Below are 25,809 nucleotides of genomic sequence, written 5' to 3' on the forward strand. Positions count from 1 at the left end.
AAGCTCTGGTCGTACGGCGCCGCCCTGGCGCTGGCCGGACTCGTGGCGACCGGGTGCACCAGTGCGGCCGCCCCGCAGTCCGGGGCGTCCGGCTCGGCCTCCCGTTCGGCGTCCGCCACCCGGTCCGCCACCGGCAGCGCCTCTGCGGGGACGGGTGCCCCGGTCGCCGGGGGCGTCGAGCTGCAGAACGCCTACCAGCGGGTCATCGCCGACGTGCTGCCCTCGGTCGTGCAGATCACCACGGCGGACGGCCTCGGCTCCGGCATCGTCTACGACACCAAGGGCGACATCGTCACCAACGCCCACGTCGTCGGCACCGCCACCACCTTCACCGTCACCCTGGCCAACAGCACCAAGGGCCTCGACGCCACCCTCGTCGGCAGCTACCCCGAGTCCGACCTGGCGGTCATCCGGCTCACCAGCGTGCCCGGCGGGCTCAAGCCCGCCGTCTTCGCGAACTCCTCCACGGTCGAGGTCGGGCAGATCACCCTCGCGATGGGCAGCCCGCTCGGGCTCGCCAGCAGCGTCACCCAGGGCATCGTCTCGGCGACCGGGCGCACCGTCACCGAGCCCGCCAGCGGCAGCGCGGCGGGCGCGACCATCAGCAACATGGTGCAGACCTCGGCCGCCATCAACCCCGGCAACAGCGGCGGCGCCCTCGTGGGCCTGGACAGCAAGGTCATCGGCATCAACACCCTCGCCGCCGTCGACCAGGAGCTGAACGGGGGAGCCGCGCCCGGCATCGGCTTCGCCATCCCGTCGGTCACCATCACCAGCATCGCCGACCAGCTGGTCAAGGACGGCAAGGTCACCGACTCCGGCCGCGCCGCCCTCGACATCACCGGACGCACCTACTTCGACGCGAACTTCCAGCCCGCGGGCGTCGCCGTCGTCAGCGTCCTCCCCGGAGGGTCCGCCGCCACGGCCGGCATCCAGGCCGGCGACGTCATCACCGCGCTCGGCGACACCCCCGTCACCACCATCGCCTCGCTCACCACCGCGCTCGCCCAGCTCACCCCGGGCGAGCAGGTCACCGTGACCTACACCCGCGACGGCACCACGCGTACCGCCCAGGCCACCCTGGACACCCTCAAGACCGCCTGACCCGCACCCCCGGGCCGGGCCCGGCGGCCGCACCGCGCAAGGGAGGCGGCCGCCGGGCCCTCCACCACGGCCCCTCCACCACGGGCCCTCCGTCAGCCGCGTGCCGTCCGGGTGCGCCACGGCAGCTCGACGGTGACCGCGGTCGGACCGCCCGCCGGACTCTCCACCGCGAACACCCCGTCGACCGCGCCGACGCGTTCGGCCAGGCCCGCCAGCCCGCTGCCCCGCCCGCGGTCGGCGCCGCCGTGGCCGTCGTCCTGCACCACCAGCAGCAGCCGGTCGTCGGCCCGCCGGACGTCCACCGTCGCGGAGTGCGCGCCGGAATGCCTGGAGACGTTGGTCAGCAGCTCGCTGACGGTGAAGTACGCGATGCCCTCCACCGCGGGGTCCGGCCGGTCGGTGCCGTTGAGGTCGACGTGCACCCTCACCCCGCCGGGCACCGTGCAGCGCGCCGCGACGGCCGAGAGCGCCGCATCCAGGCCCCGGTCCGTCAGGACCGCCGGGTGGATGCCCCGGGCCAGGTCGCGCAGCTCCTGCAGGGCCAGCTTCACCTCGCCGTGCGCGCTGCCCACCATCCGGGCCGCCGCGGCGACCTCGTCCGCCGTGCCCGCCTCGCCCAGCTTCTCCTTCGCCAGGCCGAGGTCCATGGCCAGCGCGACCAGCCGGGCCTGCGCGCCGTCGTGCAGGTCGCGCTCGATCCGGCGCAGGTCCGCCGCCGCCGTGTCGACCACCGCCCCGCGGTCGTCCTCCAGCTCCCGCACCCGCACGCTCAGCGCGTTCGGGCAGAGCAGGCTGCCGACGAGCATCCGGTCGAGCGCGGCCAGGCCGCCGATCGCCCACGGCAGCACCGGCCACCCCACGATCAGCAGCACCAGGGTGAGGGCGAAGCCGATGATCCCCCAGGGCAGCAGCAGCACGCCGTACACGGCGGAGCGCCAGCTCAGGGAGTCCGTCAGCCCGGCGACGATCCGGCCCGCCACCCCCGTCCGCGCCGGTGTCAGCGGGCCCGGCTCGGCGACGTCCGAGCCGAGTGCGTGACGGGCCCTCCGCCGGGCGACCGACCCCAGCCACCGGCTGCCGGCCAGGCCCGCGGCCAGCACCGGCAGGCCGATCACCGTCAGTGCCAGGCCCAGGCCGACCGTCAGCGTCACCACCGTGAGGACGAACCCGGCGATGCCGAGCGGCAGGTTCAGCAGCAGGTGCTGCACCTGCAGCCAGAGCCGCGGCCCGTACAGGGAGGGCCGGGCCGCCTCCGCCTCGCGGTCAGCCAGGTCCTTCATCGTGCGTGCACCTGCCCCTTCGATGTCGTCCCCGTCCCCGGGGAGCAGCGGACCCGGGCACCCCCGTGGCGCCCGGTGCCCCGCTGCCGGACCAGCATCGCGGTCCGGGGGGCCGCCGTGCCATGGTGCTGGGTGCCGTCCCCGGAGGGGGGTTATCCCCACCCGGGGGACGGCAGCCCGCTCCCGTGCCGCCCGGGGCCGGTGTCCAGCATGTGGCTGCCCGCTCGGGCGGGTGCAGGAGTACCTCAGCGGTGCATTTAGACTCACGCCTTAGCGTTGGTTATGGGTGTGCAAAGAGTTCGGATCCCGCCGGTCACACGGCGGCCCGGCCGAGGTGGAGGCGAACGCATGGAGGGGCAGCTGGCTGCCGCCGGCAGTGCCGGTGCGGCCGCGGGCGACGGCTACTTCGACGCGTACGCGGCGGTGGGCCTGATCGCCCTCGTCGGCGTGCTGTTCGTCGCGGTCTCGTTCACCGCCAACCGCCTGCTGCGTCCGGTGGTCCACTCGCCGGAGAAGCTGCTGGCGTACGAGTGCGGGGTCGACCCGGTCGGCGAGGGGTGGGCCCACACCCACGTCCGGTACTACGTCTACGCCTTCCTGTACGTGATCTTCGCGGTCGACGCGATCTACCTCTTCCCCTGGGCGACGGTCTTCGCCGCCGCCGGGTACGGGGCGGCGACGCTGGTGGAGATGTTCGTCTTCATCGGCTTCCTCGCGGTCGGACTGCTCTACGCCTGGAAGAAGGGCGTTCTGGAATGGACGTGACCCACGGCCACGCGCACGGCGGCTCCGGCGGCCCCGTGCCGCTCGGCATCCCCGACCCGGCCACCCCCGGCGCCGTCGGGACGCGCCGCCTCGGCCCGCTCGCCCGGCTCGCGCCGGACCCGGTCAAGGTCGTGCTCAACTGGGGCCGCCGCTACAGCCTCTGGTGCTTCAACTTCGGCCTCGCCTGCTGCGCGATCGAGTTCATCGCCGCGTCGATGGCCAAGCACGACTTCATCCGGATGGGCGTCATCCCGTTCGCGCCGGGCCCCCGCCAGGCCGACCTGATGATCGTCTCCGGCACCGTCACGGACAAGATGGCGCCGGCCGTGAAGCGCCTCTACGAGCAGATGCCCGAGCCGAAGTACGTCATCTCCTTCGGCGCCTGCTCCAACTCGGGCGGTCCCTACTGGGACTCGTACTCCGTCACCAAGGGCGTCGACCAGATCATCCCCGTCGACGTCTACGTGCCCGGCTGCCCGCCGCGGCCCGAGGCCCTGCTCCAGGGCATCCTCAAGCTCCAGGAGAAGATCGCCGCCGAGTCGCTGCCGCAGCGCTACGCCGCGCCGGCCTCCGCGCTCCGCCGCGGGCTGGTCGCCGGACCGGAGGGCGCGCAGTGACCACCCCCGAGCCCACCCCGGCCGGAGCCGCTCCCGAGGGCCCGCCCGAGGCCGCGGCCCCCGTGGAGCCGCCGGCCGGGCCGACGCCGGCCGAGCGCACCGCGGCGGCGGTCGGCCCCTGGGCCACCGCCTCCGAGGCCTACGGCCTGCTGACCGTCGACGTGCCCGCCGAGCACTGGACCGAGGCGCTCACCACCGCCCGCGACACCCTCGGCCTCACCTACTTCGACTGGCTGAGCGCCGTCGACGAGCTCGCCGAGGGCTTCTCCGTCGCCGCGCACCTCGCCGAGGTCGGATCCCCCGGCACCGTGCGCCACCTGCTGCTGCGCACCCGGGTGGCGCGCGAGAAGGCCGCACTGCCGACCGCCGTCGGCGTCTACGCCGGTGCCGGCTGGCACGAGCGGGAGACGCACGAGATGTTCGGCATCGAGTTCCCCGGCCACCCGCACCTGGTGACCCTGCTGCTGCCGGACGGCTTCGAGGGCCACCCGCTGCGCAAGGACTTCGTGCTCGCCGCCCGCGTCGCCAAGGCCTGGCCCGGCGCCAAGGAGCCGGGCGAGTCGGAGGGCGACGGCCCGGCCCGGCGCAAGATGCAGCCACCCGGCGTGCCCGACCCCAACGAGTGGGGCCCGCTCAAGGGCACCCTGCCGCCGATCGCGGAGCGTCCCGCCCGCGGTGCGGCCCGCACCCCGCGGGCGGCCGGCGCAGGCCCCCGGGCCGCGGCCGGCGCGGCAGCCGGTGCCGCCGCTGCGGCGCCCGGGGCCGAGGGCGCGCCCGTCCGGGCCGACCGGCCGCGGCGCACGCGCTCGATCAGCGACGGTTCGGTGAGCCAGGCCGCGGAGGACGCCGGGCAGACCCCGGCCGCGCCGGCCGGTGAGCGCCCGCGCCGACCGGCCCGCACGCAGTCCGCGGACGCCCCCTGGCACGCGCCCGTCCCGGCGCACGAGGCGCCGGAGCCCGCCGAGGGCGCCCCGGCACCGGCGGCACCCGACGCACCCGCGGCACCCGCGGCACCCGACGTACCGGACACCCCCGAAGCCCCGGACACCCCCGAGGCCCCCACCCAGGACGGAGACGGCGCGTGACCCTGATCGACACGCTGCTGCGCTGCGTCGCCACCCTGATCGTCTTCCTGGTGCTGCCGCTGGTGATCGGCCAGACCGAGCACAAGGTGATGGCGCACATGCAGGGCCGGCTCGGCCCGATGTACGCGGGCGGCTTCCACGGCTGGGCGCAGCTCGTCGCCGACGGCGTGAAGTTCGTGCAGAAGGAGGACATCGTCCCGGCGGGCGCGGACCGCAAGGTCTTCCGGATCGCCCCGGCGGTGGCCCTGCTGCCGTACCTGGTGGTGCTGCTGGCGATCCCGGTCGGCCCGGACGGCTTCGTCGGGCAGACGGTCGACGCCGGCATCTTCTTCGTGCTCGCGGTGATGGGCATCGGCGTGCTCGGCTCCCTGATGGCGGGCTGGGCCTCGGCCAACAAGTTCTCCCTGCTGGGCGGCCTGCGCACGGCGGCCCAGCTGATGTCGTACGAGCTGCCGATGCTGCTGGCCGCCGCCTCGGTGGCGATGGCGGCGGGCACGGTGGCGCTGCCGGAGATCGTGGACGCCTTCCACTGGTGGTGGATCCCGTGGCAGGCGATCGGCGCGTTCGTCTTCTTCACGGCCGGGCTGGCCGAGCTGCAGCGGCCGCCGTTCGACATGCCGATCGCCGACTCGGAGATCATCTTCGGCGCGTACACCGAGTACACCGGCCTGCGGTTCGCGCTGTTCCTGCTCTCCGAGTACGCGGGCATCCTGGTCGTCTCCGGGCTGACCACGGTGCTGTTCCTCGGCGGCTGGCACGGACCGCTCGCGGACTCGCTCGGCTGGCTGTGGACGCTCCTCAAGACCTTCGCGCTGGCCTTCGTGGTGATCTGGCTGCGGGTCACCTATCCCCGTCTGCGCGAGGACCAGCTGATGCGATTCGCGTGGACGGTGCTGATCCCCCTCGCGCTCGTCCAGCTCGCCCTCACCGGCATCGTCAAGGTGGCGATCTCCTGATGGCTCCCCACATCGACCGCGTCCCCGGCAGCGGCCTGGCCAAGGGCCTCGCCGTGACCCTCCGCACCATGATGCGCAGGACCGTCACCGCGCAGTACCCCGACGTGCAGCCCGTGCTGCCGCCGCGCTCCCGCGGCGTCATCGCGCTGCTGGAGGAGAACTGCACGGTCTGCATGCTCTGCGCCCGCGAGTGCCCGGACTGGTGCATCTACATCGACTCCCACAAGGAGACGCTGCCCGCCGCCGACCCGAACGCCCGCGCCCGCACCCGCAACGTGCTCGACCGCTTCGCGATCGACTTCTCGCTCTGCATGTACTGCGGCATCTGCATCGAGGTCTGCCCCTTCGACGCGCTCTTCTGGTCGCCCGAGTTCGAGTACGCGGAGACCGACATCCTCGACCTCACCCACGAGCGGGACCGGCTGCGGGAGTGGATGTGGACGGTGCCCGCGCCCCCCGCGCTCGACCCGGCCGCCGAGGAGCCCAAGGAGATCGCCACCGCCCGCAAGGCGGCCGAGAAGCTCGCTGCCGCCGCCGCCGCTGCGGCCGCCGCGGCCGCCGAGGCCGGTGAGGACGCATGACCGCCCTGCTCGCCGCGGCAGGCCCGCTGGAGCCCGCCGCACGCTCCTTCCTCTCCCCGACCGGGGCCGAGGTCGTCTTCCTGCTGGTCGGCCTGGTGGTGCTCGGCGCCGCGGTGGTGTCGGTGACGACGAAGCAGCTGGTGCACGCCGCCCTGTGGCTGGTCGTCGCGCTCGGCGGTCTGGCCGTGGAGTTCCTCCTGCTCACGGCGGAGTTCATCGCCTGGGCGCAGGTGCTGATCTACCTCGGCTCGGTGGTCGTGCTCGTGCTGTTCGGGCTGATGCTGACCCGGGCCCCGATCGGCCGCTCCCCCGACGCCGACTCCGGCAACCGCTGGGTGGCGCTCGGCGTCGCCCTCGCGGCCGCCGGCACCCTGGTGACCCTGGTCACGGACGCGTTCCGCACCAGCTGGATCGACCTCGGCGGGGGCGGCGGCTCCACCCGCGCCACCGGCGAGTACCTCTTCCGGCACTGGGTGCTGCCCTTCGAGGCACTGTCCGTGCTCCTGCTCGCCGCCCTCGTCGGCGCCGTCGTGCTGTCCCGGAACAACTCCGCCCGGCTGCCCCGGCCGCGCGCCGGGAAGCTGCGGGCCGGCAAACCGGTCGGCCGCCCCGCCGCACCGGCGCCGTCCACCGCCCCGACCGCCCCCGCGCAGGAGCGCTGACGCCGATGCACCTCGTCTACCCCGCCGTCCTCGCCGCGCTGCTGTTCTGCGTCGGCGTCTACGGCGTGCTCGCCCGGCGCAACACCGTGCTCGTGCTGATGTCCGTCGAGCTGATGCTCAACGCCGTCAACCTCAACCTCGTCGCCTTCGACGCCTGGCTGCGCGACGCGGTGCACGCCGGACAGGCCCTCACCCTCTTCACCATCACCGTCGCCGCCGCCGAGATCGGGCTCGGTCTCGCGATCGTGCTGCTGGTCTTCCGCACCCGCGGCACCGCGGACGTCGACCGGCTGACCGCGCTCGGCGACCCGGCCGAGGCCGCCGCGCCCGAGCCCGGGGCCGGCGCCGCCCCGTCGACCCAGCCGGAGGGCCAGGCCGCATGAACCTCGCCCTGCCCGTCCTCGTCCCCGCGCTGCCCGCCCTGGGCGCGGCCGCCACCCTCGCCACCGGCCGACGGCACCCCGGCCTCGCCCGTCCGCTGGCGGTCCTCCCGGTCGCCGTGTCGGCGGTGCTCGCCCTCGTCGTCGCCCTGCAGCTCGGCACCGGCCACACCCTCGACGCCTCGACCCGGCTCGCCCCGACCGGCGGCCCCGGCATCGCGCTCTCCGTCCACCTCGACGGCTACAGCTCGCTGATCTCGGTGCTCGTCGGCCTCGTCGCCACCTGCGTGCAGGTCTACTCGACGGCCTACCTCAAGGACGACCCCCGCTACCCCTCGTACGCGGCGCTGGTCTCCCTCTTCACCGCGGCGATGTTCCTGGTCGTCTACTCCGGCGACCTCATCATCCTGCTGGTCGGCTGGGAGATCATGGGCATCTGCTCGTACTTCCTGATCGGCCACCACTGGGAGACCGAGGACGCCCGCTCCGCCTCGCTGAAGGCGTTCCTCGTCACCAAGCTCGGCGACGTGCCGTTCCTCTTCGGCATCTTCCTGCTCGGCGCCGACGCGGGCAGCTTCGGCATCACCGACGTGCTGACCGCCGCCACCGACGGCAGGCTCGGCCACCCCACGCTGATCGCCCTGCTGCTGCTCGCCGGCGTGGCCGGCAAGAGCGCGCAGTTCCCGCTGCACACCTGGCTCCCCGACGCGATGGCGGGCCCCACACCGGTCTCCGCCCTCATCCACGCCGCCACCATGGTCGCCGCGGGCATCTACCTCGTGGCCCGGCTGCTGCCGGTCTTCCTGCTCTCCGGCGCCGCGCTGGTGGTGCTGGCCGTGATGGCCGCCGTCACCATGGTCGGCTCGGCGCTCTGCGCCCTCGCCCAGGACGACCTCAAGCGGGTGCTCGCCTACTCGACCGTCGGCCAGCTCGGCTACATGGCCGGCGCGCTGGCCTCCGGCGACCGCGAGGCCGCCGTCTTCCACCTGGTCGGCCACGGCGCCTTCAAGGCCCTGCTCTTCCTCACCGCGGGCGTCGTCATCCACGCCGCGCACACCAACTCCCTCAGCGCGATGTCCGGCATGCGCGACCTGCGCCGACGGGTGCCGGACGCCTACTGGACGATGGGCATCGGCCTCGTCGCCCTCGTCGGCCTGCCGCCGTTCAGCGGCTTCTTCACCAAGGAGTCCGTGCTCACGGCGGCCGAGCACGCCGCGCACGGCGAGGCGCTGACCAACGGCGTCGGCCCGGCCGCGGCCGTCCCCGAGGCGGCCGGCTGGATCGTCCTGGTCTCCGCCGCCCTCACCGCGCTGCTCACCGCGGCCTACGCCACCCGGCTGTGGCTGGTCGCCTTCCACGGCCGCGCCGGGGCACCCGCCGCCGCCCCGGCCGCCGACGGCGCCCCGTACTCCCCGGAGATCGACGAGGCCGACCCGGCCACCGCCGAGCCGTCGGCGATGCGCTGGCCGCTGTGGGTGCTCGCCGTGCCGACCATGGCCTTCGGCGTGACCAGCCTGCGCAGCGGCTGGCTGCCCGCCCTCCTCGACGGCGGCTCGCTGCGCCCCTCCCTCACCACCTCGGTCTTCGGCACCGGCCTGGCCGTGGTCGGCATCCTCGTCGCGTACGCGGCGTGGCGCACCGCCACCGCCCGGCAGGCCGCCCGCCCGGCCGCGGCCGGGCGCGTGCCCGAGCAGGCCGGGCCGCCCCCGGCCGAGCGGCTGCCCGCCGACCCCGGACGGCTGCTCCTCGGCCCGCTGCACCGCTCCGCGCAGCACGGTTTCGGCGTCGACCGGCTCTACAGCGCCGTGTTCGTCCGCCCGACCGCGGCCGCCGCCCGGCTGGTGCGCTTCCTCGACCGCGAGGTCGTCGAGACGTACGTCCGCGGCACCGGCACCGGCGCGAACGCCCTCGGGTGGCTCGTGCGGCGCGCCCAGAACGGCAACGCCCAGGCGTACCTGAGCGCCCTCCTGGCCGGGGCCGTCGTGCTCGCCGTCCTCGTGGCGGTCGGCACATGACCCTGCCGACGCCCCGCCACCCGCGCACCGCCCGCAGCACCCGCACCGTCCGTACCGCCGAGCCGGCCGCAGCCCGACCCTGGAGCCCCCGATGAACGCAGTCCTCATCGCCCTCCTGCTGCTGCCGCTCGCCGGCGCCGCCGTGACGCTCGTCCCCCTCGGCCCCGACCGGGCGACCGCCGACCGGCGCGCCCTGCGCCTCGGCACCGCCGTGACCGGCGCGGTGCTCGTGCTGACGATCGCCCTCGCGGCCGGCTTCGACCACGACGAGCCGGCCCGCATGCAGGCGGTCACCGACACCGCCTGGATCCCCGCGCTCGACGTCCGCCTGCACCTCGGCGTCGACGGCATCTCGCTGCCGCTCCTCGTGCTGACCTCGCTGCTCACCTTCCTCTGCGCGGTCTACTCGACCCGGCGGCTGCCCTCCGGCGAGGGCGTGCCGACCGCACAGGCGTTCACCGGCCTGCTGCTCCTGCTGGAGGTCGGCATGCTCGCCACCTTCGCGGTGCTCGACCTGGTGCTGTTCTTCGTGGCCTTCGAGGTCGTGCTGATCCCGATGTACTTCCTGATCGCCCGCTGGGGCAGCGGTGCGAAGGTGCCGTCCGCCAACCGCTTCATCCTCTACACCCTGCTCGGCTCCGCGGTCATGCTGCTGGGCTTCCTGCTGATCGGCACCGACGCCGGCACCTTCGACATGACGGAGCTGGCCGCCGCCCACGGCAGCGGCCTGAGCCACACCACCCAGGTGGTCGCCGCGCTCGCGATCCTCGCGGGCCTGGCGGTGAAGGCGCCCGCGTGGCCGCTGCACAGCTGGCTGCCCGACGCGCACACCGCGGCGCCCACGGTCGGCTCGGTGCTGCTCGCCGGCGTGCTGCTCAAGATGGGCACGTACGGCCTCGTCCGGGTGCTGCTGCCGATCGTGCCGGAGGGCACGGCCACCTTCGCCCCCTACCTGGGCGCGCTCGCCGCGGTCGGCATCGTCTACGGCTCGCTGGCCTGCCTCGCGCTGGCCAGGCCCGGCGCGAAGGGCGACCTCAAGCGCCTCGTCGCCTACTCGTCCGTCGGCCACATGGGCTTCGTGCTGCTGGGCATCGCCTCGCTGACGCAGACCGGCGTCAACGGCGCCCTGTTCGCCAACATCGCGCACGGCCTGATCACCGGCCTGCTGTTCTTCCTCGTCGGCGCGGTCAAGGACCGCTACGGCACCGCCGACCTCGACACGCTCGCCGGGGCCACCGGAGCGGCGCTGTACGGCCGGGCGCCGCGCATCGGCGGCCTGCTGGCCTTCGCCGCCGTGGCCAGCCTGGGCCTGCCCGGCCTGGCGGGCTTCTGGGGCGAGCTGCTCGCGATGTTCGGGGCCTTCGACCCGGCCGCGGGGCTCTCCCGGCCCGCGTTCGTGACGTACATGGTGCTCGCCGGCCTCGGCACCCTGCTGACCGCCGGCTACCTGCTCGTCGTCGTCCGCCGCGTCTGCATGGGCGACCCGAAGCAGCCCGCGGCCGTCGCCGACGTGCCCGACCTCAAGCCGTACGAGGCGGTCAGCTGGACGCCGCTCGCCGCGCTCACCCTCGCCGCGGGCGTGTGGCCGGCGCTGCTGCTCAGCCTCTCCGACCCGGCCGTCAAGCACCTGCTCGGGGGTGGCTGAGCCGTGATCAGCACCCCGCTCGGATCTCCTCTCCTGGGGCAGCCCGCCATGAACCGTCTCGCCGTCGCCGACCCGGGCGGTCTCATCCAGTCCGTCGACTGGGTGGCCGTCGCGCCGCCGCTCATCGCGGCGCTGGCCGCGCTCCTGGTGCTGGTCGCGGACCTCTTCCTGCCCGGCGCCCGGAAGAAGGCCCTCGGCTGGATCTCCGCCGCCGGCCTCGTCGGTGCCCTGGCGTCGATGCTGCCGCTGGTGCGCGGGGACGCCCGCTCGACCTTCTGCCTGCGCACCGCGGCGGGCACCGGCGCCTGCAGCTACACCGCCGACCACTTCGCGCTGGCCTTCCAGCTGCTCGCGCTCGGCGGCGCCCTGATCGCGGTGCTGCTGTCGCTGCACACCGTCGACGAGGAGCGGCTGCCCGGCGGCGAGTACTGGTTCCTGCTGCTGAGCAGCGCCGCCGGTGCCGCCCTGCTGCCCGCCTCCCGTGACCTCGCCACGCTGATCATCGCGCTGGAGGTGGCCTCGCTGCCCGCCTTCGCCCTGGTGGCGCTGCGCCGGGACGGCCGCGGCGCCGAGGGCGCCCTGAAGTTCTTCCTCTCCTCGGTGACCGCCACCGCGGTCATGCTGCTCGGCGTCGGCTTCGTGTACGCGGCGAGCGGCTCGATCCACCTGGCCGCGATCGCGGACGGGCTGGCGACGACCCCGGGGCAGCTGAAGCCGCTCGCCGAGGCCGGTGCGGTGCTCACCCTCGTCGGCTTCGCCTTCAAGGTCGCCGTCGTGCCGTTCCACTTCTGGCTGCCCGACACGTACACGAGTGCGCCGCTGCCGGTGGCCGGCTACCTCTCGGTGGTCGGCAAGGCGGCCGGCCTGGCCGGGCTCGCCCTGGTCACCACCATCGCCTTCCACCCGTACGCGCACACCTGGGGCCTGGTGCTGGCGGTGCTGGCCGCGCTCACCATGACCGGCGGCAACGTCGCGGCGCTCCGCCAGCGGCCCGGCACCCCGTACAGCGCGGTGCGGCTGCTCGCCTGGTCGTCGGTCGGCCAGGCCGGCTACCTGATCGTGCCGCTGGCCGCGGCCGGCTACGAGGGCTCGCCGCGTCCGCTGGGCGCGACCGTCGCGTACGCGCTGATCTACGGCGTGGTGAACCTCGGCGCGTTCGGCGTCGTCGCGGTCGTCGCCCGGACGTCCGGCACCCGCCTGGACGACCACCGCGGGCTCTTCGCCCGCAACCGCTGGAGCGCGCTGGCGATGGCCTTCTTCCTGCTGTGCCTGGCGGGCCTGCCGCCGGGCGTGATCGGCCTCTTCGGCAAGGTCGTGGTCTTCCGCGCCGCCGTCGACGCCGGGCTGGGCTGGCTGGCCGTGGTGATGGCGGTCAACGTGGTGATCGCGCTCTTCTACTACCTGCAGTGGACGGCGAAGCTCTTCGCGCCCGCCCCGGAGACCGCGCCGGAGACCGCCCGGGCGGCCGCGGCCGGGACGCTCCGGACCCCCGCACCGCTGGCCGCCGCGCTGGCGCTCACGGCGTGCGGCGCGGTCGTGCTGTCGGTGGTCCCGCAGCTCGTGCTGCAGGTCGTGGACGGCACCCTGTTCTGACCGCGGGACCACCCGGGCGGCCCGCCCGGGATGCGGCGGGGAACGAACGAGCGGCATCCTTCCGTTGATTCCGACGAGGGTGCCGCCACCGGGCTCCCCGCCGCACCACCACGGAGGGTCAGCCGTGCACCGCCAGCACAACGGCTTGAGGACGGCCGTACTCTTGGGCGCCCTGTCGGCGCTGATCCTGGGCATCGGCAGCCTGTTCGGCCGCGCCGGGCTGATCATCGGCCTGGTGGTCGCGGTGGTGACCAACGCGTACGCCTACTGGAACAGCGACAGGCTCGCGCTGCGCGCCATGCGGGCCCGCCCGGTCAGCGAGATCGAGGCGCCGCAGCTGTACCGGATCGTCCGCGAGCTCTCCACCTCCGCCCGGCAGCCGATGCCCCGGCTGTACATCTCGCCGACGCCCGCGCCGAACGCCTTCGCCACCGGCCGCAACCCGCGCAACGCCGCCGTCTGCTGCACCGACGGCATCCTGCAGATCCTCGACGAGCGCGAGCTGCGCGGCGTGCTCGGGCACGAGCTCAGCCACGTGTACAACCGGGACATCCTCATCTCGTCCGTGGCGGGGGCCCTGGCCTCGGTGGTGATGTTCCTGGTGAACTTCGCCTGGCTGATCCCGGTCGGCCGCAGCGACGACGACGACGGTCCGGGGCTGGTCGGCCTGCTGCTGATCATGATCCTCGGCCCGCTCGCCGCCTCGCTCGTCCAGCTGGCCGTCAGCCGCTCCCGCGAGTACCAGGCGGACGCCGACGGAGCCCTGATCACCGGCGACCCGCTCGCCCTGGCGAGCGCGCTGCGCAAGCTGGAGGCGGGCACGCAGCGGCTGCCGCTGCCGCCCGAGCCGCAGATCCAGACCGCCAGCCACATGATGATCGCCAGCCCGTTCCGGCCCGGTGAGCGCGGCGCCAGGCTCTTCTCCACCCACCCGCCGATGCAGGAGCGGATCGCCCGGCTGGAGCACATGGCCGGCCGCTGAGGTCGCTCCGCCCCTGCCCGAGGCCGGCCGCTGAGGCGGCCCCGCCCCTGCCCGTGGCCCGGTGCGGCAGCCCGGGTGACCCGGGCCCTCCTCCGCGGCGAGCCTCCGGCCGCCGCCCGCCCCGGCTGGTACTGATGGGCCGGTGACCCGTCGGCCGGCCGGCCGGCCAGGCGCGGAGGAGTGGGCGCAGTGACGATTCTGCCGACCGACACCGATCACAGACCCCGCCCACGCCCCCGGCGGCGGCGCTTCGACGAGGCCCGCCGGCCCCACCGCGGGCGCGCCCTGGTGGGCTGGCTGACCACCACCGATCACAAGCGGATCGGCACCCTCTACATGACCACCGCCTTCGCCTTCTTCCTCGTCGGCGGTGTGATGGCCCTGGTGATGCGGGCCGAACTGGCCCGGCCCGGCACCCAGATCGTCTCGAACGCGCAGTTCAACCAGCTGTTCACGATGCACGGCACGATCATGCTGCTGATGTTCGCCACCCCGCTCTTCGCCGGCTTCGCGAACTGGATCATGCCGCTGCAGATCGGCACCCCCGACGTCGCCTTCCCCCGGCTGAACGCCCTCGCCTACTGGCTCTACCTCTTCGGCTCGCTCATCGCCGTCGCCGGGTTCCTGACCCCCGACGGCGCCGCGGACTTCGGCTGGTTCGCCTACACGCCGCTCTCCGGGGCGATCCGCTCACCCGGCATCGGCGGCGACATGTGGATCATGGGCCTGGCGTTCTCCGGCTTCGGCACGATCCTCGGCTCGGTCAACTTCATCACCACGATCGTCTGCCTGCGCGCCCCCGGCATGACGGTCTTCCGCATGCCGATCTTCGTCTGGAACATCCTCTTCACCAGCATCCTCGTGCTGTTCGCGTTCCCCGTGCTCGCCGCCGCCCTGCTCTGCCTGGAGGCCGACCGGAAGTTCGGCGCCCACGTCTTCGACCCCGCCAACGGCGGCGCCCTGCTGTGGCAGCACCTCTTCTGGTTCTTCGGCCACCCCGAGGTCTACATCATCGCCCTGCCGTTCTTCGGCATCGTCACCGAGATCATCCCGGTCTTCAGCCGCAAGCCGATCTTCGGCTACGCCGGCCTCATCGGCGCCACCATCGCGATCACCGGCCTCTCGGTCACCGTCTGGGCCCACCACATGTTCGTCACCGGCCAGGTGCTGCTGCCGTTCTTCTCCTTCATGACGCTCCTCATCGCGGTGCCCACCGGCGTGAAGTTCTTCAACTGGATCGGCACCATGTGGCAGGGCTCCCTCAGCTTCGAGACCCCCATGCTCTGGAGCATCGGCTTCCTCGTCACCTTCCTCTTCGGCGGCCTCACCGGCGTCCTGCTCGCCAGCCCGCCCGTGGACTTCCAGGTCTCCGACTCGTACTTCGTCGTCGCCCACTTCCACTACGTCGTCTTCGGCACCGTGGTCTTCGCGATGTTCGCCGGCTTCCACTTCTGGTGGCCGAAGATGACCGGCAGGATCCTCGACGAACGCCTCGGCAAGGTCACCTTCTGGACGCTGTTCATCGGCTTCCACCTGACCTTCCTCGTGCAGCACTGGCTCGGCGCGGAGGGCATGCCCCGCCGCTACGCCGACTACCTGGCCTCGGACGGTTTCACCACCCTGAACACCGTCTCCACCATCGGCTCGTTCCTCCTCGGGCTCTCCGTGCTGCCGTTCCTGTACAACGTGTGGAAGACGGCCAGGTACGGCGAGAAGGTCGAGGCCGACGACCCGTGGGGCTACGGCCGCTCGCTGGAGTGGGCCACCTCCTGCCCGCCGCCCCGGCACAACTTCGCCACCCTGCCGCGCATCCGCTCCGAGAGCCCGGCGTTCGACCTCCACCACCCCGACATCGCGGAGTTCGACCGGCTGCAGAACGCCGTCGAACCCGGCAGGCCCCGCAGCTGACGGCCCGCCCGTCCGCCCGCCTGCCCGCCCTCCGGGAACCCCGGAAGAAATCTCCGCGCACGTGTCGAATCCCGCCCCGCCCGATCGACGCACAGACGGAACGCCGGAACGGCCGGCGCACACGGCCCGCACCCCGGGCCCCGGACCAGGAGACACCACCATGCGATTCATGCTGATCGTGAAGGCCGACGACGACTCCGAGGCCGGCGTCATGCCGAGCAAGGACGACATCGACGCCATGGGCCGCTACAACGAGGAACTCATCAAGGCCGGCGTGCTGCTCGCCGCCGACGGCCTGCACCCCAGCTCCGCCGGCGCCCGGCTGACCTTCCACGGCGGGAAGGCCACCGTCACCGACGGCCCCTTCGCCGAGAGCAAGGAACTCATCGCCGGATACTGGGTGATCGACGTCAGCTCCCGCGAGGAGGCCCTGCAGTGGGCGGGCCGGGCGCCGTTCCAGGACGGCGCGGTGCTGGAGCTCCGCAAGGTCTTCGAGGCCTCCGACTTCCCGCCCGAGACCGTCTCCCCGGAGGTCGCCGCCCAGGAGCAGGCCTGGCGCGACGAGCACCAGAAGCCGATCACCGGCTGACCCCGGGCCGCACGCCGACTGCCGCCGGTCGCTGTTGGTCATGGGCGGCTTGGGCGGCGCGGGCTGTGCGGTGTGCCGGGTGGCCGGTCCCCTTCCCCAACTGCTCTGATGGGGAGCTGTGACGGCCACCGACACCCACCGTGCCATCGAGGCGGTCTGGCGGATCGAGTCCGCCCGGATCATCGCGGGACTCGCCAGGCTCGTCCGCGACATCGGCCTCGCCGAGGAACTCGCCCAGGACGCCCTGGTCGCCGCCCTCGAACAGTGGCCCGGGTCCGGAGTCCCCGACAACCCCGGGGCCTGGCTCACCGTCACCGCCCGGCGGCGGGCCGTCGACCGCATCCGCCGCGAGGAGCGGCTCGCCGCCAAGCTCCGCCTGCTCGGCCACGAGCTGGAGACCGGCCCCCCGCAGCAGCCCCGGCCGGAGCAGGCCGCCCTCGCCGACGCCGTCGAGGACGACCTGCTCCGGCTGGTCTTCACCGCCTGCCACCCCGTGCTCTCCACCGAGGCCCGGGCCGCCCTCACCCTGCGGCTGCTCGGCGGCCTCTCCACCGACGAGATCGCCCGCGCCTTCCTCACCTCCGAGGCCACGGTTGCCCAGCGCATCGTCCGCGCCAAACGCACCCTCGCCCGGGCCGACGTGCCGTTCGAGGTGCCGCAGGGCGACGAGCTCGCCCCCCGCCTCGCCTCCGTCCTCGAAGTCGTCTACCTGGTCTTCAACGAGGGCTACGCCGCCACCGCCGGGGACGACTGGATGCGGCCGGCGCTCTGCGAGGAGGCGATGCGCCTCGGCCGGGTGCTCGCCGGCCTCATGCCGGGCGAACCCGAGGTGCACGGCCTCGTCGCACTCCTGGAGATCCAGGCCTCCCGTACCGCCGCCCGCACCGGCCCCGGCGGCGCGCCCGTGCTGCTGCTCGACCAGGACCGCACCCGCTGGGACCGCCTGCTCGTGCACCGCGGCCTCGCCGCACTCGCCCGCGCCGAGGCCCTCGACGACCGGCTCGGCACACCGCCGGGCCCGTACGTGCTGCAGGCCGCCATCGCCGCCTGCCACGCGCGGGCGGCGACCGCCGGCGACACCGACTGGATCCGGATCGCCGCCCTCTACGCCGCGCTCGCCGAACGCCACCCCTCGCCGGTCGTCGAGCTCAACCGGGCCGTGGCCCTCGGCATGGCTTTCGGACCGGCCACCGGCCTCGACCTGGTCGACCGGATCGCCGCCGAACCGGCCCTCCGCTCCTACCACCTGCTGCCCGGTGTCCGCGGCGACCTGCTCGCCCGGCTCGGCCGGCACGAGGAGGCCGCCGCCGAGTTCGCCCGGGCGGCCGGCCTGACCCGCAACTCCCGCGAACGCGGCGTCCTGCTCGCCCGCGCCGCCGACAGCACCCGCGCCGCCGACACTGCCCGCGTCGCGGACCCCGCGGCCGGCGGCGGGCGGGACGGTGGCACGCGGCGCGGGGAGAGCGGCGAGCCCGGCCCCGTACGGTGACCCGGCCCGGCAGACTGGTGCGACCGGGTGGAGGGGGAGCAGGGCCATGGGGGTACGCGACACCGCGCAGGACATCGGCCGCAGGGCGGGCGCCGCGATCGGCGCCGCCGCGCACACCGGCCGGGGGAAGGCCCGCAACGTGGTCGGCGAGGGCGACTGGGTGCGCCGCGCCCTCGCCTCCCTGCCCCCGCCCGAGGCGCCCGCCGCGGAGGAGTGGGAGGTGTCGATCGCCGCGCTGATCGGCCGCCACCCCCGGGTGCCGGGCCCGGCCGTACGGCTGCTGCACCTGCTGGACGGCTTCGGACAGGTCTCCGTAGGCCCCGAACGCGTCGGCTTCGACGGGGACGACGTCGCCTGGGAGAAGGTGCAGGAGCTCAGGCTGCACTCCACCCTCGACCTGCTGCCCGACGTGGTCGTCGGCAAGGAGGTCGACCGGATCAGGGAGTTCCTGCCACCCGTGCCGGGCCGCCGATGGGTCGTCACACGGGCCGCCGAGGGGCTGGTCACCCTGGTGCTGGCGGCCGTCGAGGCGGCCGAGCGCGAGGACCTGCTGCTGCCGTGCGAGATCGTCCACCGCGGTCTGCTGGGCCGGACGAAGCAGCTGAACGGCGGCCTGTTCGCCGCCGCCGTGCTCGCGCTGCTCCCGGCGGCCTCGGAGAGCCTGATCGCCACCGCGAAGGCCCGCGGCATCCCGGTGGTCGCGGTCGACCCGGACGGTGTCCGTGCCGACCGCGCCCAGCGGCTGCGGTCCACCTCGGCGGCGCTGCGCGACCGCCTCGGCGCCCTGCGGGCCTCCTCCGCGGAGGAGGCCCCCGTGCTGCCCGGGCCGTCCGCACCGCCGTCCCCGGAGAAGTCACCGCTCCCCGCGCCCGCGCCGGGCACGGGGGCGGAGGTGGGGGCGGAGGTGGAGCCTCAGGAGAGCGGCGGGTGCGGCTGAGACGGGCGTCAGGACGGTGCTGCCGCCGCCGTGCCGTCCTCGGCCGCCTCGGCCGATTCGGCGGCTCCGGCCGTCCCGGACGCTGCGGCTACGGGTGCGGGTGCGGGTGCGGCGGGGGTGCGCTGCTCGGCCGGTGCCCACCGCTTCCGTACCAGCGCACCGATCCGGCCCGCGGCGGGTTCGGTGTACCGCGCGGCGAGTGGTCCGACGACGACCAGGATCAGTACGTACGCGGTGGCGAGCGGTCCGAGGTCGGGCTCGATGCCCGCGGTGACCGCCAGCCCCGCGATGACGATCGAGAACTCGCCACGGGCGACCAGCGCCCCGCCGGCCCGCCACCGGCCGCGGACGGCGATGCCGGCCCGCCGGGCGGCCCAGTACCCGGTGGCGATCTTCGTCAGGGCGGTGACGACGGCGAGGGCCAGCGCGGGCAGCAGCACCGGCGGGATGGACGCCGGGTTGGTGCTCAGGCCGAAGAAGACGAAGAACACCGCGGCGAAGAGGTCGCGGAGCGGGCTGAGGAGCACGTGGGCACCCTCGGCGGCCTCCCCGGAGAGCGCGATGCCGACCAGGAACGCCCCGACCGCGGCGGAGACCTGCAACTGCTGCGCCACCCCGGCGACCAGCAGCGTCAGGCCGAGCACCACCAGCAGCAGCTTCTCCGGGTCGTCGTGCGAGACGAACTTCGAGATCAGACGCCCGTAGCGCAGCGCCACGAACAGCACGGCGCCCGCGGTGGCCAGCGCGATGGCGAGCGTGATGCTGCCCGCCAGCAGGCCGGCCCCGGCGAGCAGTGCGGTGAGGATCGGCAGGTAGAGGGCCATCGAGAGGTCCTCCAGCACCAGGATGCTGAGGATCACCGGCGTCTCCCGGTTGCCGAGCCGCCCGAGGTCGCCCAGCACCTTGGCGATCACGCCCGAGGAGGAGATCCAGGTGACCCCGGCCAGCACCACGGCCGCGACCGGCCCCCAGCCGAGCAGCAGGCCCATCGCCGCACCCGGCAGCGCGTTGAACGCGAAGTCGACGGCGCCGGCGGGGTACTGCTGCTTCAGGTTGGTCACCAGGTCGGCGGCGGTGTACTCCAGGCCCAGCATCAGGAGCAGCAGGACGACGCCGATCTCGGCGCCGGTCGCCACGAACTCCTCGCTGGAGCTGAGCGGCAGCAGCCCGCCGTGACCGAAGGCGAGGCCGCCGAGGAGGTAGAGGGGGATCGGCGAGAAGCCGTAGCGGCTCGCTATCCGGCCGAGCAGGCCCAGGACGAGGATGATCGCCCCGAGCTCGGTGAACACGGTCGCGGTGTGCATCCGATCACTCCCTTCCCAGGATCGCGGCGGCCGCGTCGACGCCCTCGCGGGTGCCGATGACGATCAGGGTGTCCCCGCCGGCCAGCCGGAAGTCGGGGCCGGGCGAGGGCACCGCGCCGGTGCGGCGCATCACCGCGACGATCGAGGCGCCGGTGGCGGTCCGCATCCGGGTGTCGCCGAGCACCCGCCCGTTCCAGTGGGAGGAGCCGCTCAGCGGGATGCGTTCCGCTATCAGGCCCAGGTCGGTGGTGTGCAGCAGGCCGGGGCTGTGGTGGGCCGGCATCAGGGCGTCCACGAGGGCGGTCGACTCGTCCGCGGTGAGGTGCACGGAGTGCGCGCAGGCGTCCGGGTCGTCGGCGCGGTAGACGTTGAGGCTCCGTGAGCCGTCGCGGTGGGCGATCACCGACAGGTGGCGCTGTTCTCGGGTCGTCAGGTCGTACTGCATGCCCACACCGGGCAGGCTCGTCGTCCGGACACGCGGGATGGGCACGTCATCTGTCCTCTCGTCAGCGGATCCCCGGTGCGGCCGCGCCGACTGGTGCGGACCGGACCGGAGGACGGCCGTCCCATGGTAATGGAATGGTAAAGACGGTCGTCGGCCGGTATCGATGGCTGCCGGGGCGGCCCCGTGCGAGGGTGGACGGTATGAAGGTGCTCGGTTTCGTCCTCAACGTCCTCTGGCTGATCTTCTGCGGGATCTGGATGGCCATCGGCTACGCGATCGCGGGGATCGTCTGCTTCGTCCTGATCATCACCATCCCCTTCGGCATCGCCGCGTTCCGGATCGCCGGCTACGTCCTGTGGCCCTTCGGGCGCACGACGGTCGAGAAGGACGACGCGGGTGCGCCGTCCTGCGTCGGGAACGTCATCTGGCTGGTCTTCGCGGGCTGGTGGCTGGCGCTCGCGCACATCGCGACGAGCATCCCGCTCTTCCTGTCGATCATCGGCATCCCGTTCGGCTGGGCGAACCTCAAGATGATCCCGATCTCGCTGATGCCGCTGGGCCGCGAGGTGGTGCAGACGGACGAGGCGTTCGGCGGGCGCTGACCCCGTCCCGCCCCCTGGCACCGCTGTCCCCGCCCCGGCCGCTCCTCCCGCGCCGGGGCGGTGCTCCGTGCGCCGCGTTGACGGTCCGCCGGGGCGGCGCCACGCTGGTGGCACGCACAAGCCAGGCATGGGGGGCTCGACTTGTCCGAATCCGCACGCACGGCACGTACGACACGCGCGGCACGCACGGCACGCACGACGGTCCGGCGCGCGGCGGCGGTCCCGGTCGCCGCCGCACTGCTGCTCGCCGGATGCACCTCGGCCACGGGTGGCCCGCCCCCGCCCGCCGGGACGGCGACGGCGGCCACGTCCGTGTCACCCACCCCGACGGCCCCGCCGTACGGGACCGCGCTGGCGGACGGCATCGGCCCGCTGAACACCGCCCTCGGCCGGCTGTCCGCCGGGAGCACCCCGGACGCGATCGACGGCGACCTAGCGCAGGCCGAGGACGCCGCGGCCGACGCCGCCGCCGGGCTGCGGCTCGCCGTCGCGCCGGACGCCGTCGCCGACACCCACCGGCAGCTCCGCACCGCCCTGGAGCGGCTCGCGGTCGATCTGGGCGCGGTCCGCAGCGGCCTCGACGCCCACCGGCTGTGCGCGCCCTCCTCGGCGCTCGCCGAGACGGCGGCGGCCCAGGGGCTGAAGGACACCGCCGCGGCACTGTCCGCCCTCGCCTCGGCCGGCTACCCGGCCACCCTGACGGTGCCGCAGGCCGGACCCGTCCAGAACCGCGCGCTGGAGAACGGCGCCTTCGTCCGCAAGGGCCGCGCGGACGGCCACGGCGAGCTCACGGTGGACAACGGCGGAGGCGGCGACGCCGTGCTGACCCTCGTCCGCGGCTCCGACACCGCGTACTCCTTCTACGTCGTCAAGGGCCGGACGGCCAAGGTCACCGGGATCCGCGACGGCGCCTACGACGTCTACTTCACCGGCGGCTCCGACTGGGACGCGGGAACCAAACGGTTCACCCGGGACTGCAGCTTCACCAAGTTCGACGACGGGCTGGACTTCGCGACGACCAGCCGCACCTACTCCACCTGGAAGCTCAGCCTGCGCCCCGTCGTCGGCGGCAACGCCAGCACCACGAACGTCCCGGCCGACACGTTCCCCGCGCCCTGACCGGCGCCGACGGGTACGCGGCCGTGCGGGAGCAGTTCGCTGCCGTGATCACGGGCGAAGAGCCCGACCACGTGGCCCGGTCGGCGGTGCAGGTGGACGGCGGGCGGTCGTCGACCCGTGGACCGGACCGGGGACGACCGGCGGCCGGGCGCCGCGTTCGGCCACCACGTCCTGGTCATCGGCGCGTTGACCGGCGAGGAGGTCCGCCGCGCCACCGGACGGACCCTCCAGGAGCTGTACGAGGAGCGGGTGCGCGCGGCGGCCACCGGCAGCCACCGCCTCCCCGGCATCGCGTCCAACCGGAACCGGCCGGACTCCGGCGAACTCCAGCTCCTGCCCAACCACGGTGCCGTACGCGCGAAGGGGCCCGCTGAGCCGCCCGGGCCCGGGTGAATCCGGTGGACAGACCGCGCGCGCCGCGGGCAGGCTGACGGTTCCGGCCGGACCGGCCGCGCCCCGCCGCGAGGAGCCCGATGAACGCCACCCCGCCCGCCGCCCCGCCCGCCGCCCTGTCCGGCACCGCACCCGCACCCGCGGACCTGCCCGCGGACCTGCCCGAGCGCAGCCGCACGGTCGCCGAGGCGCTCGCCGCCGCGGGTGTGCCGGGCCGGATCAGGGTGCTGCCCGACTCCGCCCGGACCGCCGCGGAGGCCGCCGCCGCGCTCGGCTGCGCGGTCGGCGCGATCGCCAACAGCCTGGTCTTCGTGTGCGACGGTGCACCGCTGCTCGTCCTGACCAGCGGCGCCCACCGGGTCGACACCGCCTTCCTGGCCGCGCGGCTCGGCACCGGCCCGATCACCCGCGCCTCCGCACAGCAGGTGCGGGACCACACCGGGCAGGCGATCGGCGGGGTCGCGCCCGTCGGACACCCCGCCCCGCTGCGCACGGTGGTGGACACCGCCCTCGCCGCCCACCCCGGGCTGTGGGCCGCCGCCGGGCACCCGCACACGGTCTTTCCCGTGACGTACGACGACCTGCTGCGCCTGACCGGTGGCGAGCCTGCCCCGGTGGCGGGCGGCTGAGCGGAGCCTCAGCCCCCGGTCGCGGCCGCCGCCTCCACCGTGCTGCGGAGGCGGCGGAACTCGGCGGCGATGGCGTCGAGCGAGTAGTGCGCGTTGAGTCCGCTGGGGTTCGGCAGCACCCAGACCGCGGTGTCCCCGATCGTCGCGTCCTGCGGGCCGACCTGTGCCCGGGGGCGCCCGAACGCGGCGCGGTACGCGCCGATGCCCAGCACCGCGAGCGCCTGCGGCCGCAGGCGGGTGACCCGCTCGGTCAGCGCCGCACCGCCCTCCCGGTACTCGTCGGCGGTCAGTTCGTCCGCCCGCGCGGTGGCGCGGGCCACGACGTTGGTGATGCCGAGCCCGTACGCGGCCAGTTCGCCCTGCTCGGAGGGGTGGAGCTGCCGCGGGGTGAAGCCCGAGCGGTGCAGGGCGGGCCAGAAGCGGTTCCCCGGCCGTGCGAAGTGCCACCCCGTGGCCCCCGACCACAGGCCCGGGTTGATCCCGCAGAACAGCACCCGGAGCCCCGGCCCCGCGACGTCGGGGATCGTCGTGCCGTGCGCGGCCGCCATCTCGTCGGCCGTCGGCCGGTGCGGAGTCGTCATGCCCCCAGTCTCCTCTTTGGATAGTCAGTTCGAATATTCGGCTGACCCGACGGCGATCACCGGCGCAAAATGACGGAATGTCATACGAACTCAACGCTCTGCTCTCGACCGCCGAACTCCTCGACGTCGTGGCGGCCGAGGTCCCGGTCGCCCGGGTCGCCCGGCTGGCGCAGGGACTGGCGCTGATCCCGATGACGGACCGGCTCCATGCGGTGCTGAGCAACCCGGAGGGGCGCGACCAGCCCGGCTTCACCCGCTTCCCGGCCGGGTTCGCCCGCCGCCTGGAGGCGTGGTCGCAGGCCGGACCGATCGCCTACGTCGAGGCGGAGCTGCAGGGCGGCGGCGAGGTGCAGCAGGCCGCGGTCTGGGTGCACGGCCGGATCGCGCTCGGCCCGCTGCGGACCGGCGAGGGCGACCCGCGGCCGCCCGAGGGAGGAGCCATCTCCCAGGCGCTGCGCCGGCTCGGGGCGACGCCCGGCGAGGACGGGACCGACGAGTTCGCCGCGGTCGGGCTCGACCGCCTGCACCGTTCGGCGGACTGGCTCCCGCAGTGAACCCCCGACCGGCCCATGCCTTCGGCCGTCGGAGCGTCAGCGGACGCGGCGTCGGCTGACGGCGCGTCGGCCCGGAGTGGCGGGGGTCGGCACCGTTCGGCGTACGACCGGTGGCCGGGCCCGTCCGGGTGTCCCAACGTGGCATTCAGGCGATACGCCCTAAAGCCCGTTGAGAGGAACCGTTTCACCATGCGCACCACCTGGACGGCCGCCGCGATGACTGCAGCAGGCGCCATCACCGCAGTCACGCTCATGTCCGCCGCCCCCGCGTCGGCGGTCGACCCCGACGCCGTGCTCGCCGTCTCCTACCGCCGCCCCGCGGCCGCCGACGTGCCCCCGCTCCCCGTCCCCGCACCGGGCATCCCGGACGCGTCCGCCCTCCCCGCCCTGCCCTCGCCCCCGGCACTGCCGGGCGTGCCCTCGCTACCGGGCGTGCCTTCGCTGCCAGGGGTGCCGGACACGTCGTCACTCCTCGGCCCGCTCGACGGGGTGCTCGGCCTCCTCGGCGGCGTCCTCGCCCTGGCCGCACCGGGATCCGGCACGCCCGACACGGCCGCCCTCCAGCAGAAGGTCGACGAACTCCTCGCCGCCGTGAAGGCGATCCTCGCCGGCCTCCCCGTCCAGCTGCCCGGCCTGCGGACGCACGGCTCCTGACCCTCGCGGACACACGGCGGGCCCCCGGACCGCGCACGGTCCGGGGGCCCGCCTCCTGCCGCGGGGCGGCGAAGATCAGCGGTAGTTCACGTACTGCAGGGCGAATTCGAGGTCCTTGTCCTTGAGCAGGGCCTGCACGGCCTGCAGGTCGTCACGGCTCTTGGACGTGACACGCAGCTCGTCGCCCTGGACCTGCGCCTTGACGCCCTTCGGGCCCTCGTCGCGGATGATCTTCGCGACCTTCTTGGCGTCCTCGGTGGTGATGCCCTCCTTGACGTCCGCGAAGATCTTGTACTCCTTGCCCGACAGCTGGGGGTCCTTGGCGTCGAGTGCCTTCAGCGAGAGCCCGCGCTTGATGAACTTGCTCTGCAGGACGTCCAGGATCGCCTTGACCCGCTCCTCGCCGTTGGCCTTCATCTCGATCGTGGTGCCCGACCGGCTGATCTCGGCGCCGACGTTCTTGAAGTCGAAGCGCGTCGCGATCTCGCGAGAGGTCTGGTTGATCGCGTTGTCGACCTCCTGCCACTCGACCTTCGAGACGATGTCGAAACTGGAGTCGGCCATGGGTGTTGGTCTCCTTGGGTGCTGGCTTGACGGTCACCGCCCGGCCGCTCGGCACGGGCGCCGTCCCAGCCTATCCAGCACCGCCCCGCCCTGCCCGCGCCTGCCGGTTCACCCCCGTGATCGCCGCGTTGCCGACGGAGTGGCGAACCACCCCCCTCCATCAGGTATTGTTTACCGCGTCGAACAGGGCAGCGCCCCGGACGACGAAATCCTGGCTGGTTGCCCGAGCGGCCAAAGGGAGCAGACTGTAAATCTGCCGCGCAAGCTACGCAGGTTCGAACCCTGCACCAGCCACAGGATAAACAGAGGGCCCCTGACCAGCGGAAACGCTGGTCAGGGGCCCTCTGTGTAAGTTAATCCAGCGGGATCGGCGGAG

27 protein-coding genes and 1 tRNA gene are annotated in these 25,809 nt (G+C 74.1%); 23 read left to right on the top strand and 5 right to left on the bottom strand.

Annotation, left to right across the window (positions count from 1 at the left end; genetic code table 11):
- Positions 1-24 precede the first annotated feature (24 nt).
- Positions 25-1,104: a S1C family serine protease gene (locus tag SNE206_RS12750; protein ID WP_407913455.1), complete on the top strand. Its 1,080-nt coding sequence runs from the start codon at positions 25-27 to the stop codon at positions 1,102-1,104.
- Positions 1,105-1,196: 92 nt separating this feature from the next.
- Here SNE206_RS12750 and SNE206_RS12755 read toward each other — a convergent pair whose 3' ends face one another.
- Positions 1,197-2,384: a sensor histidine kinase gene (locus SNE206_RS12755; RefSeq protein WP_407913410.1), complete on the bottom strand. Its 1,188-nt coding sequence runs from the start codon at positions 2,382-2,384 to the stop codon at positions 1,197-1,199.
- A gap of 348 nt (positions 2,385-2,732) precedes the next feature.
- Here SNE206_RS12755 and ndhC point away from each other — a divergent pair, with 348 nt between their 5' ends.
- The 15 genes from ndhC to SNE206_RS12830 all read left to right on the top strand — a co-directional run bounded on the left by ndhC (position 2,733) and on the right by SNE206_RS12830 (position 18,588).
- Entirely contained in the window at positions 2,733-3,149 is a 417-nt protein-coding gene (gene ndhC / locus SNE206_RS12760) for an NADH-quinone oxidoreductase subunit A (RefSeq protein WP_407913411.1), read from the top strand.
- Positions 3,140-3,766 carry an NADH-quinone oxidoreductase subunit B gene (locus SNE206_RS12765; protein ID WP_407913412.1) on the top strand — a complete coding sequence of 209 codons (627 nt, stop codon included), beginning with the start codon at positions 3,140-3,142 and terminating at the stop codon, positions 3,764-3,766. Before ndhC ends, SNE206_RS12765 begins: the two co-directional genes overlap by 10 nt.
- Positions 3,763-4,851: an NADH-quinone oxidoreductase subunit C gene (locus SNE206_RS12770; protein WP_407913413.1), complete on the top strand. Its 1,089-nt coding sequence runs from the start codon at positions 3,763-3,765 to the stop codon at positions 4,849-4,851. The genes SNE206_RS12765 and SNE206_RS12770 overlap by 4 nt, the downstream gene beginning before the upstream one ends.
- A 2-nt stretch (positions 4,852-4,853) precedes the next feature.
- Entirely contained in the window at positions 4,854-5,807 is a 954-nt protein-coding gene (nuoH, locus tag SNE206_RS12775) for an NADH-quinone oxidoreductase subunit NuoH (protein ID WP_407913456.1), read from the top strand.
- A complete protein-coding gene (locus tag SNE206_RS12780) occupies positions 5,807-6,388 on the top strand; it encodes a NuoI/complex I 23 kDa subunit family protein (RefSeq protein ID WP_407913414.1) in 582 nt (193 codons plus the stop codon). Before nuoH ends, SNE206_RS12780 begins: the two co-directional genes overlap by 1 nt.
- A complete protein-coding gene (locus tag SNE206_RS12785) occupies positions 6,385-7,050 on the top strand; it encodes an NADH-quinone oxidoreductase subunit J (protein ID WP_407913415.1) in 666 nt (221 codons plus the stop codon). Before SNE206_RS12780 ends, SNE206_RS12785 begins: the two co-directional genes overlap by 4 nt.
- 5 nt (positions 7,051-7,055) lie before the next feature.
- Entirely contained in the window at positions 7,056-7,433 is a 378-nt protein-coding gene (gene nuoK / locus SNE206_RS12790; RefSeq protein ID WP_407913416.1) for an NADH-quinone oxidoreductase subunit NuoK, read from the top strand.
- Entirely contained in the window at positions 7,430-9,445 is a 2,016-nt protein-coding gene (locus SNE206_RS12795) for an NADH-quinone oxidoreductase subunit L (RefSeq protein WP_407913417.1), read from the top strand. Before nuoK ends, SNE206_RS12795 begins: the two co-directional genes overlap by 4 nt.
- Before the next feature lie 91 nt (positions 9,446-9,536).
- Positions 9,537-11,090 (top strand): NuoM family protein, encoded by a 1,554-nt coding sequence (locus SNE206_RS12800; protein ID WP_407913418.1) that lies wholly within the window; start codon positions 9,537-9,539, stop codon positions 11,088-11,090.
- A 48-nt stretch (positions 11,091-11,138) separates the two neighbouring features.
- Positions 11,139-12,683: an NADH-quinone oxidoreductase subunit N gene (locus tag SNE206_RS12805; RefSeq protein WP_407913419.1), complete on the top strand. Its 1,545-nt coding sequence runs from the start codon at positions 11,139-11,141 to the stop codon at positions 12,681-12,683.
- A gap of 124 nt (positions 12,684-12,807) precedes the next feature.
- Positions 12,808-13,665 (top strand): zinc metalloprotease HtpX, encoded by an 858-nt coding sequence (gene htpX / locus SNE206_RS12810; RefSeq protein WP_407913420.1) that lies wholly within the window; start codon positions 12,808-12,810, stop codon positions 13,663-13,665.
- 189 nt (positions 13,666-13,854) lie between these two features.
- Positions 13,855-15,573, top strand: coding sequence for a cytochrome c oxidase subunit I (ctaD, locus tag SNE206_RS12815; RefSeq protein ID WP_407913421.1), 1,719 nt, complete (start codon positions 13,855-13,857; stop codon positions 15,571-15,573).
- Positions 15,574-15,733: 160 nt separating this feature from the next.
- A complete protein-coding gene (locus tag SNE206_RS12820; protein ID WP_407913422.1) occupies positions 15,734-16,162 on the top strand; it encodes a YciI family protein in 429 nt (142 codons plus the stop codon).
- A gap of 118 nt (positions 16,163-16,280) precedes the next feature.
- Positions 16,281-17,651 (top strand): RNA polymerase sigma factor, encoded by a 1,371-nt coding sequence (locus SNE206_RS12825; RefSeq protein WP_407913423.1) that lies wholly within the window; start codon positions 16,281-16,283, stop codon positions 17,649-17,651.
- A gap of 46 nt (positions 17,652-17,697) precedes the next feature.
- Positions 17,698-18,588 (top strand): hypothetical protein, encoded by an 891-nt coding sequence (locus tag SNE206_RS12830; protein ID WP_407913424.1) that lies wholly within the window; start codon positions 17,698-17,700, stop codon positions 18,586-18,588.
- Positions 18,589-18,596: 8 nt separating this feature from the next.
- Here SNE206_RS12830 and SNE206_RS12835 read toward each other — a convergent pair whose 3' ends face one another.
- The gene (locus SNE206_RS12835) at positions 18,597-19,892 is read right to left on the bottom strand and encodes a cation:proton antiporter (RefSeq protein ID WP_407913425.1); all 1,296 of its coding nucleotides are present in this window, start codon (positions 19,890-19,892) and stop codon (positions 18,597-18,599) included.
- A gap of 4 nt (positions 19,893-19,896) precedes the next feature.
- On the bottom strand, positions 19,897-20,337 hold the full coding sequence (locus tag SNE206_RS12840; RefSeq protein ID WP_407913457.1) for a cation:proton antiporter regulatory subunit: 441 nt from the start codon (positions 20,335-20,337) through the stop codon (positions 19,897-19,899).
- 200 nt (positions 20,338-20,537) lie between these two features.
- Here SNE206_RS12840 and SNE206_RS12845 point away from each other — a divergent pair, with 200 nt between their 5' ends.
- The 4 genes from SNE206_RS12845 to SNE206_RS12860 all read left to right on the top strand — a co-directional run bounded on the left by SNE206_RS12845 (position 20,538) and on the right by SNE206_RS12860 (position 23,080).
- A complete protein-coding gene (locus tag SNE206_RS12845) occupies positions 20,538-20,939 on the top strand; it encodes a YccF domain-containing protein (RefSeq protein ID WP_407913426.1) in 402 nt (133 codons plus the stop codon).
- 312 nt (positions 20,940-21,251) lie between these two features.
- Positions 21,252-22,058, top strand: a complete 807-nt coding sequence (locus tag SNE206_RS12850) for a hypothetical protein (RefSeq protein ID WP_407913427.1) — start codon at positions 21,252-21,254, stop codon at positions 22,056-22,058.
- Positions 22,059-22,175: 117 nt separating this feature from the next.
- Complete coding sequence (locus tag SNE206_RS12855) at positions 22,176-22,451, top strand: hypothetical protein (RefSeq protein WP_407913428.1); 276 nt, start codon at positions 22,176-22,178, stop codon at positions 22,449-22,451.
- 80 nt (positions 22,452-22,531) lie between these two features.
- Complete coding sequence (locus tag SNE206_RS12860; protein WP_407913429.1) at positions 22,532-23,080, top strand: YbaK/EbsC family protein; 549 nt, start codon at positions 22,532-22,534, stop codon at positions 23,078-23,080.
- An 8-nt stretch (positions 23,081-23,088) separates the two neighbouring features.
- Here SNE206_RS12860 and mug read toward each other — a convergent pair whose 3' ends face one another.
- The gene (gene mug, locus SNE206_RS12865; protein ID WP_407913430.1) at positions 23,089-23,661 is read right to left on the bottom strand and encodes a G/U mismatch-specific DNA glycosylase; all 573 of its coding nucleotides are present in this window, start codon (positions 23,659-23,661) and stop codon (positions 23,089-23,091) included.
- 77 nt (positions 23,662-23,738) lie between these two features.
- On the opposite strand from mug, the gene SNE206_RS12870 reads away from it, so the two are divergent.
- Together SNE206_RS12870 and SNE206_RS12875 are read left to right on the top strand one after the other, a co-directional pair.
- A complete protein-coding gene (locus SNE206_RS12870; protein WP_407913431.1) occupies positions 23,739-24,215 on the top strand; it encodes a hypothetical protein in 477 nt (158 codons plus the stop codon).
- Positions 24,216-24,404: 189 nt separating this feature from the next.
- Positions 24,405-24,869: a hypothetical protein gene (locus tag SNE206_RS12875; protein ID WP_407913432.1), complete on the top strand. Its 465-nt coding sequence runs from the start codon at positions 24,405-24,407 to the stop codon at positions 24,867-24,869.
- A gap of 75 nt (positions 24,870-24,944) precedes the next feature.
- On the opposite strand, the gene SNE206_RS12880 is transcribed toward SNE206_RS12875, so the two are convergent.
- Entirely contained in the window at positions 24,945-25,433 is a 489-nt protein-coding gene (locus SNE206_RS12880) for a YajQ family cyclic di-GMP-binding protein (RefSeq protein ID WP_407913433.1), read from the bottom strand.
- A gap of 213 nt (positions 25,434-25,646) precedes the next feature.
- Here SNE206_RS12880 and SNE206_RS12885 point away from each other — a divergent pair.
- Positions 25,647-25,727 (top strand) — tRNA-Tyr (locus SNE206_RS12885).
- The last annotated feature ends 82 nt before the right edge of the window (positions 25,728-25,809 follow it).

The sequence above is a fragment of the Kitasatospora sp. NE20-6 genome, assembly GCF_045862635.1.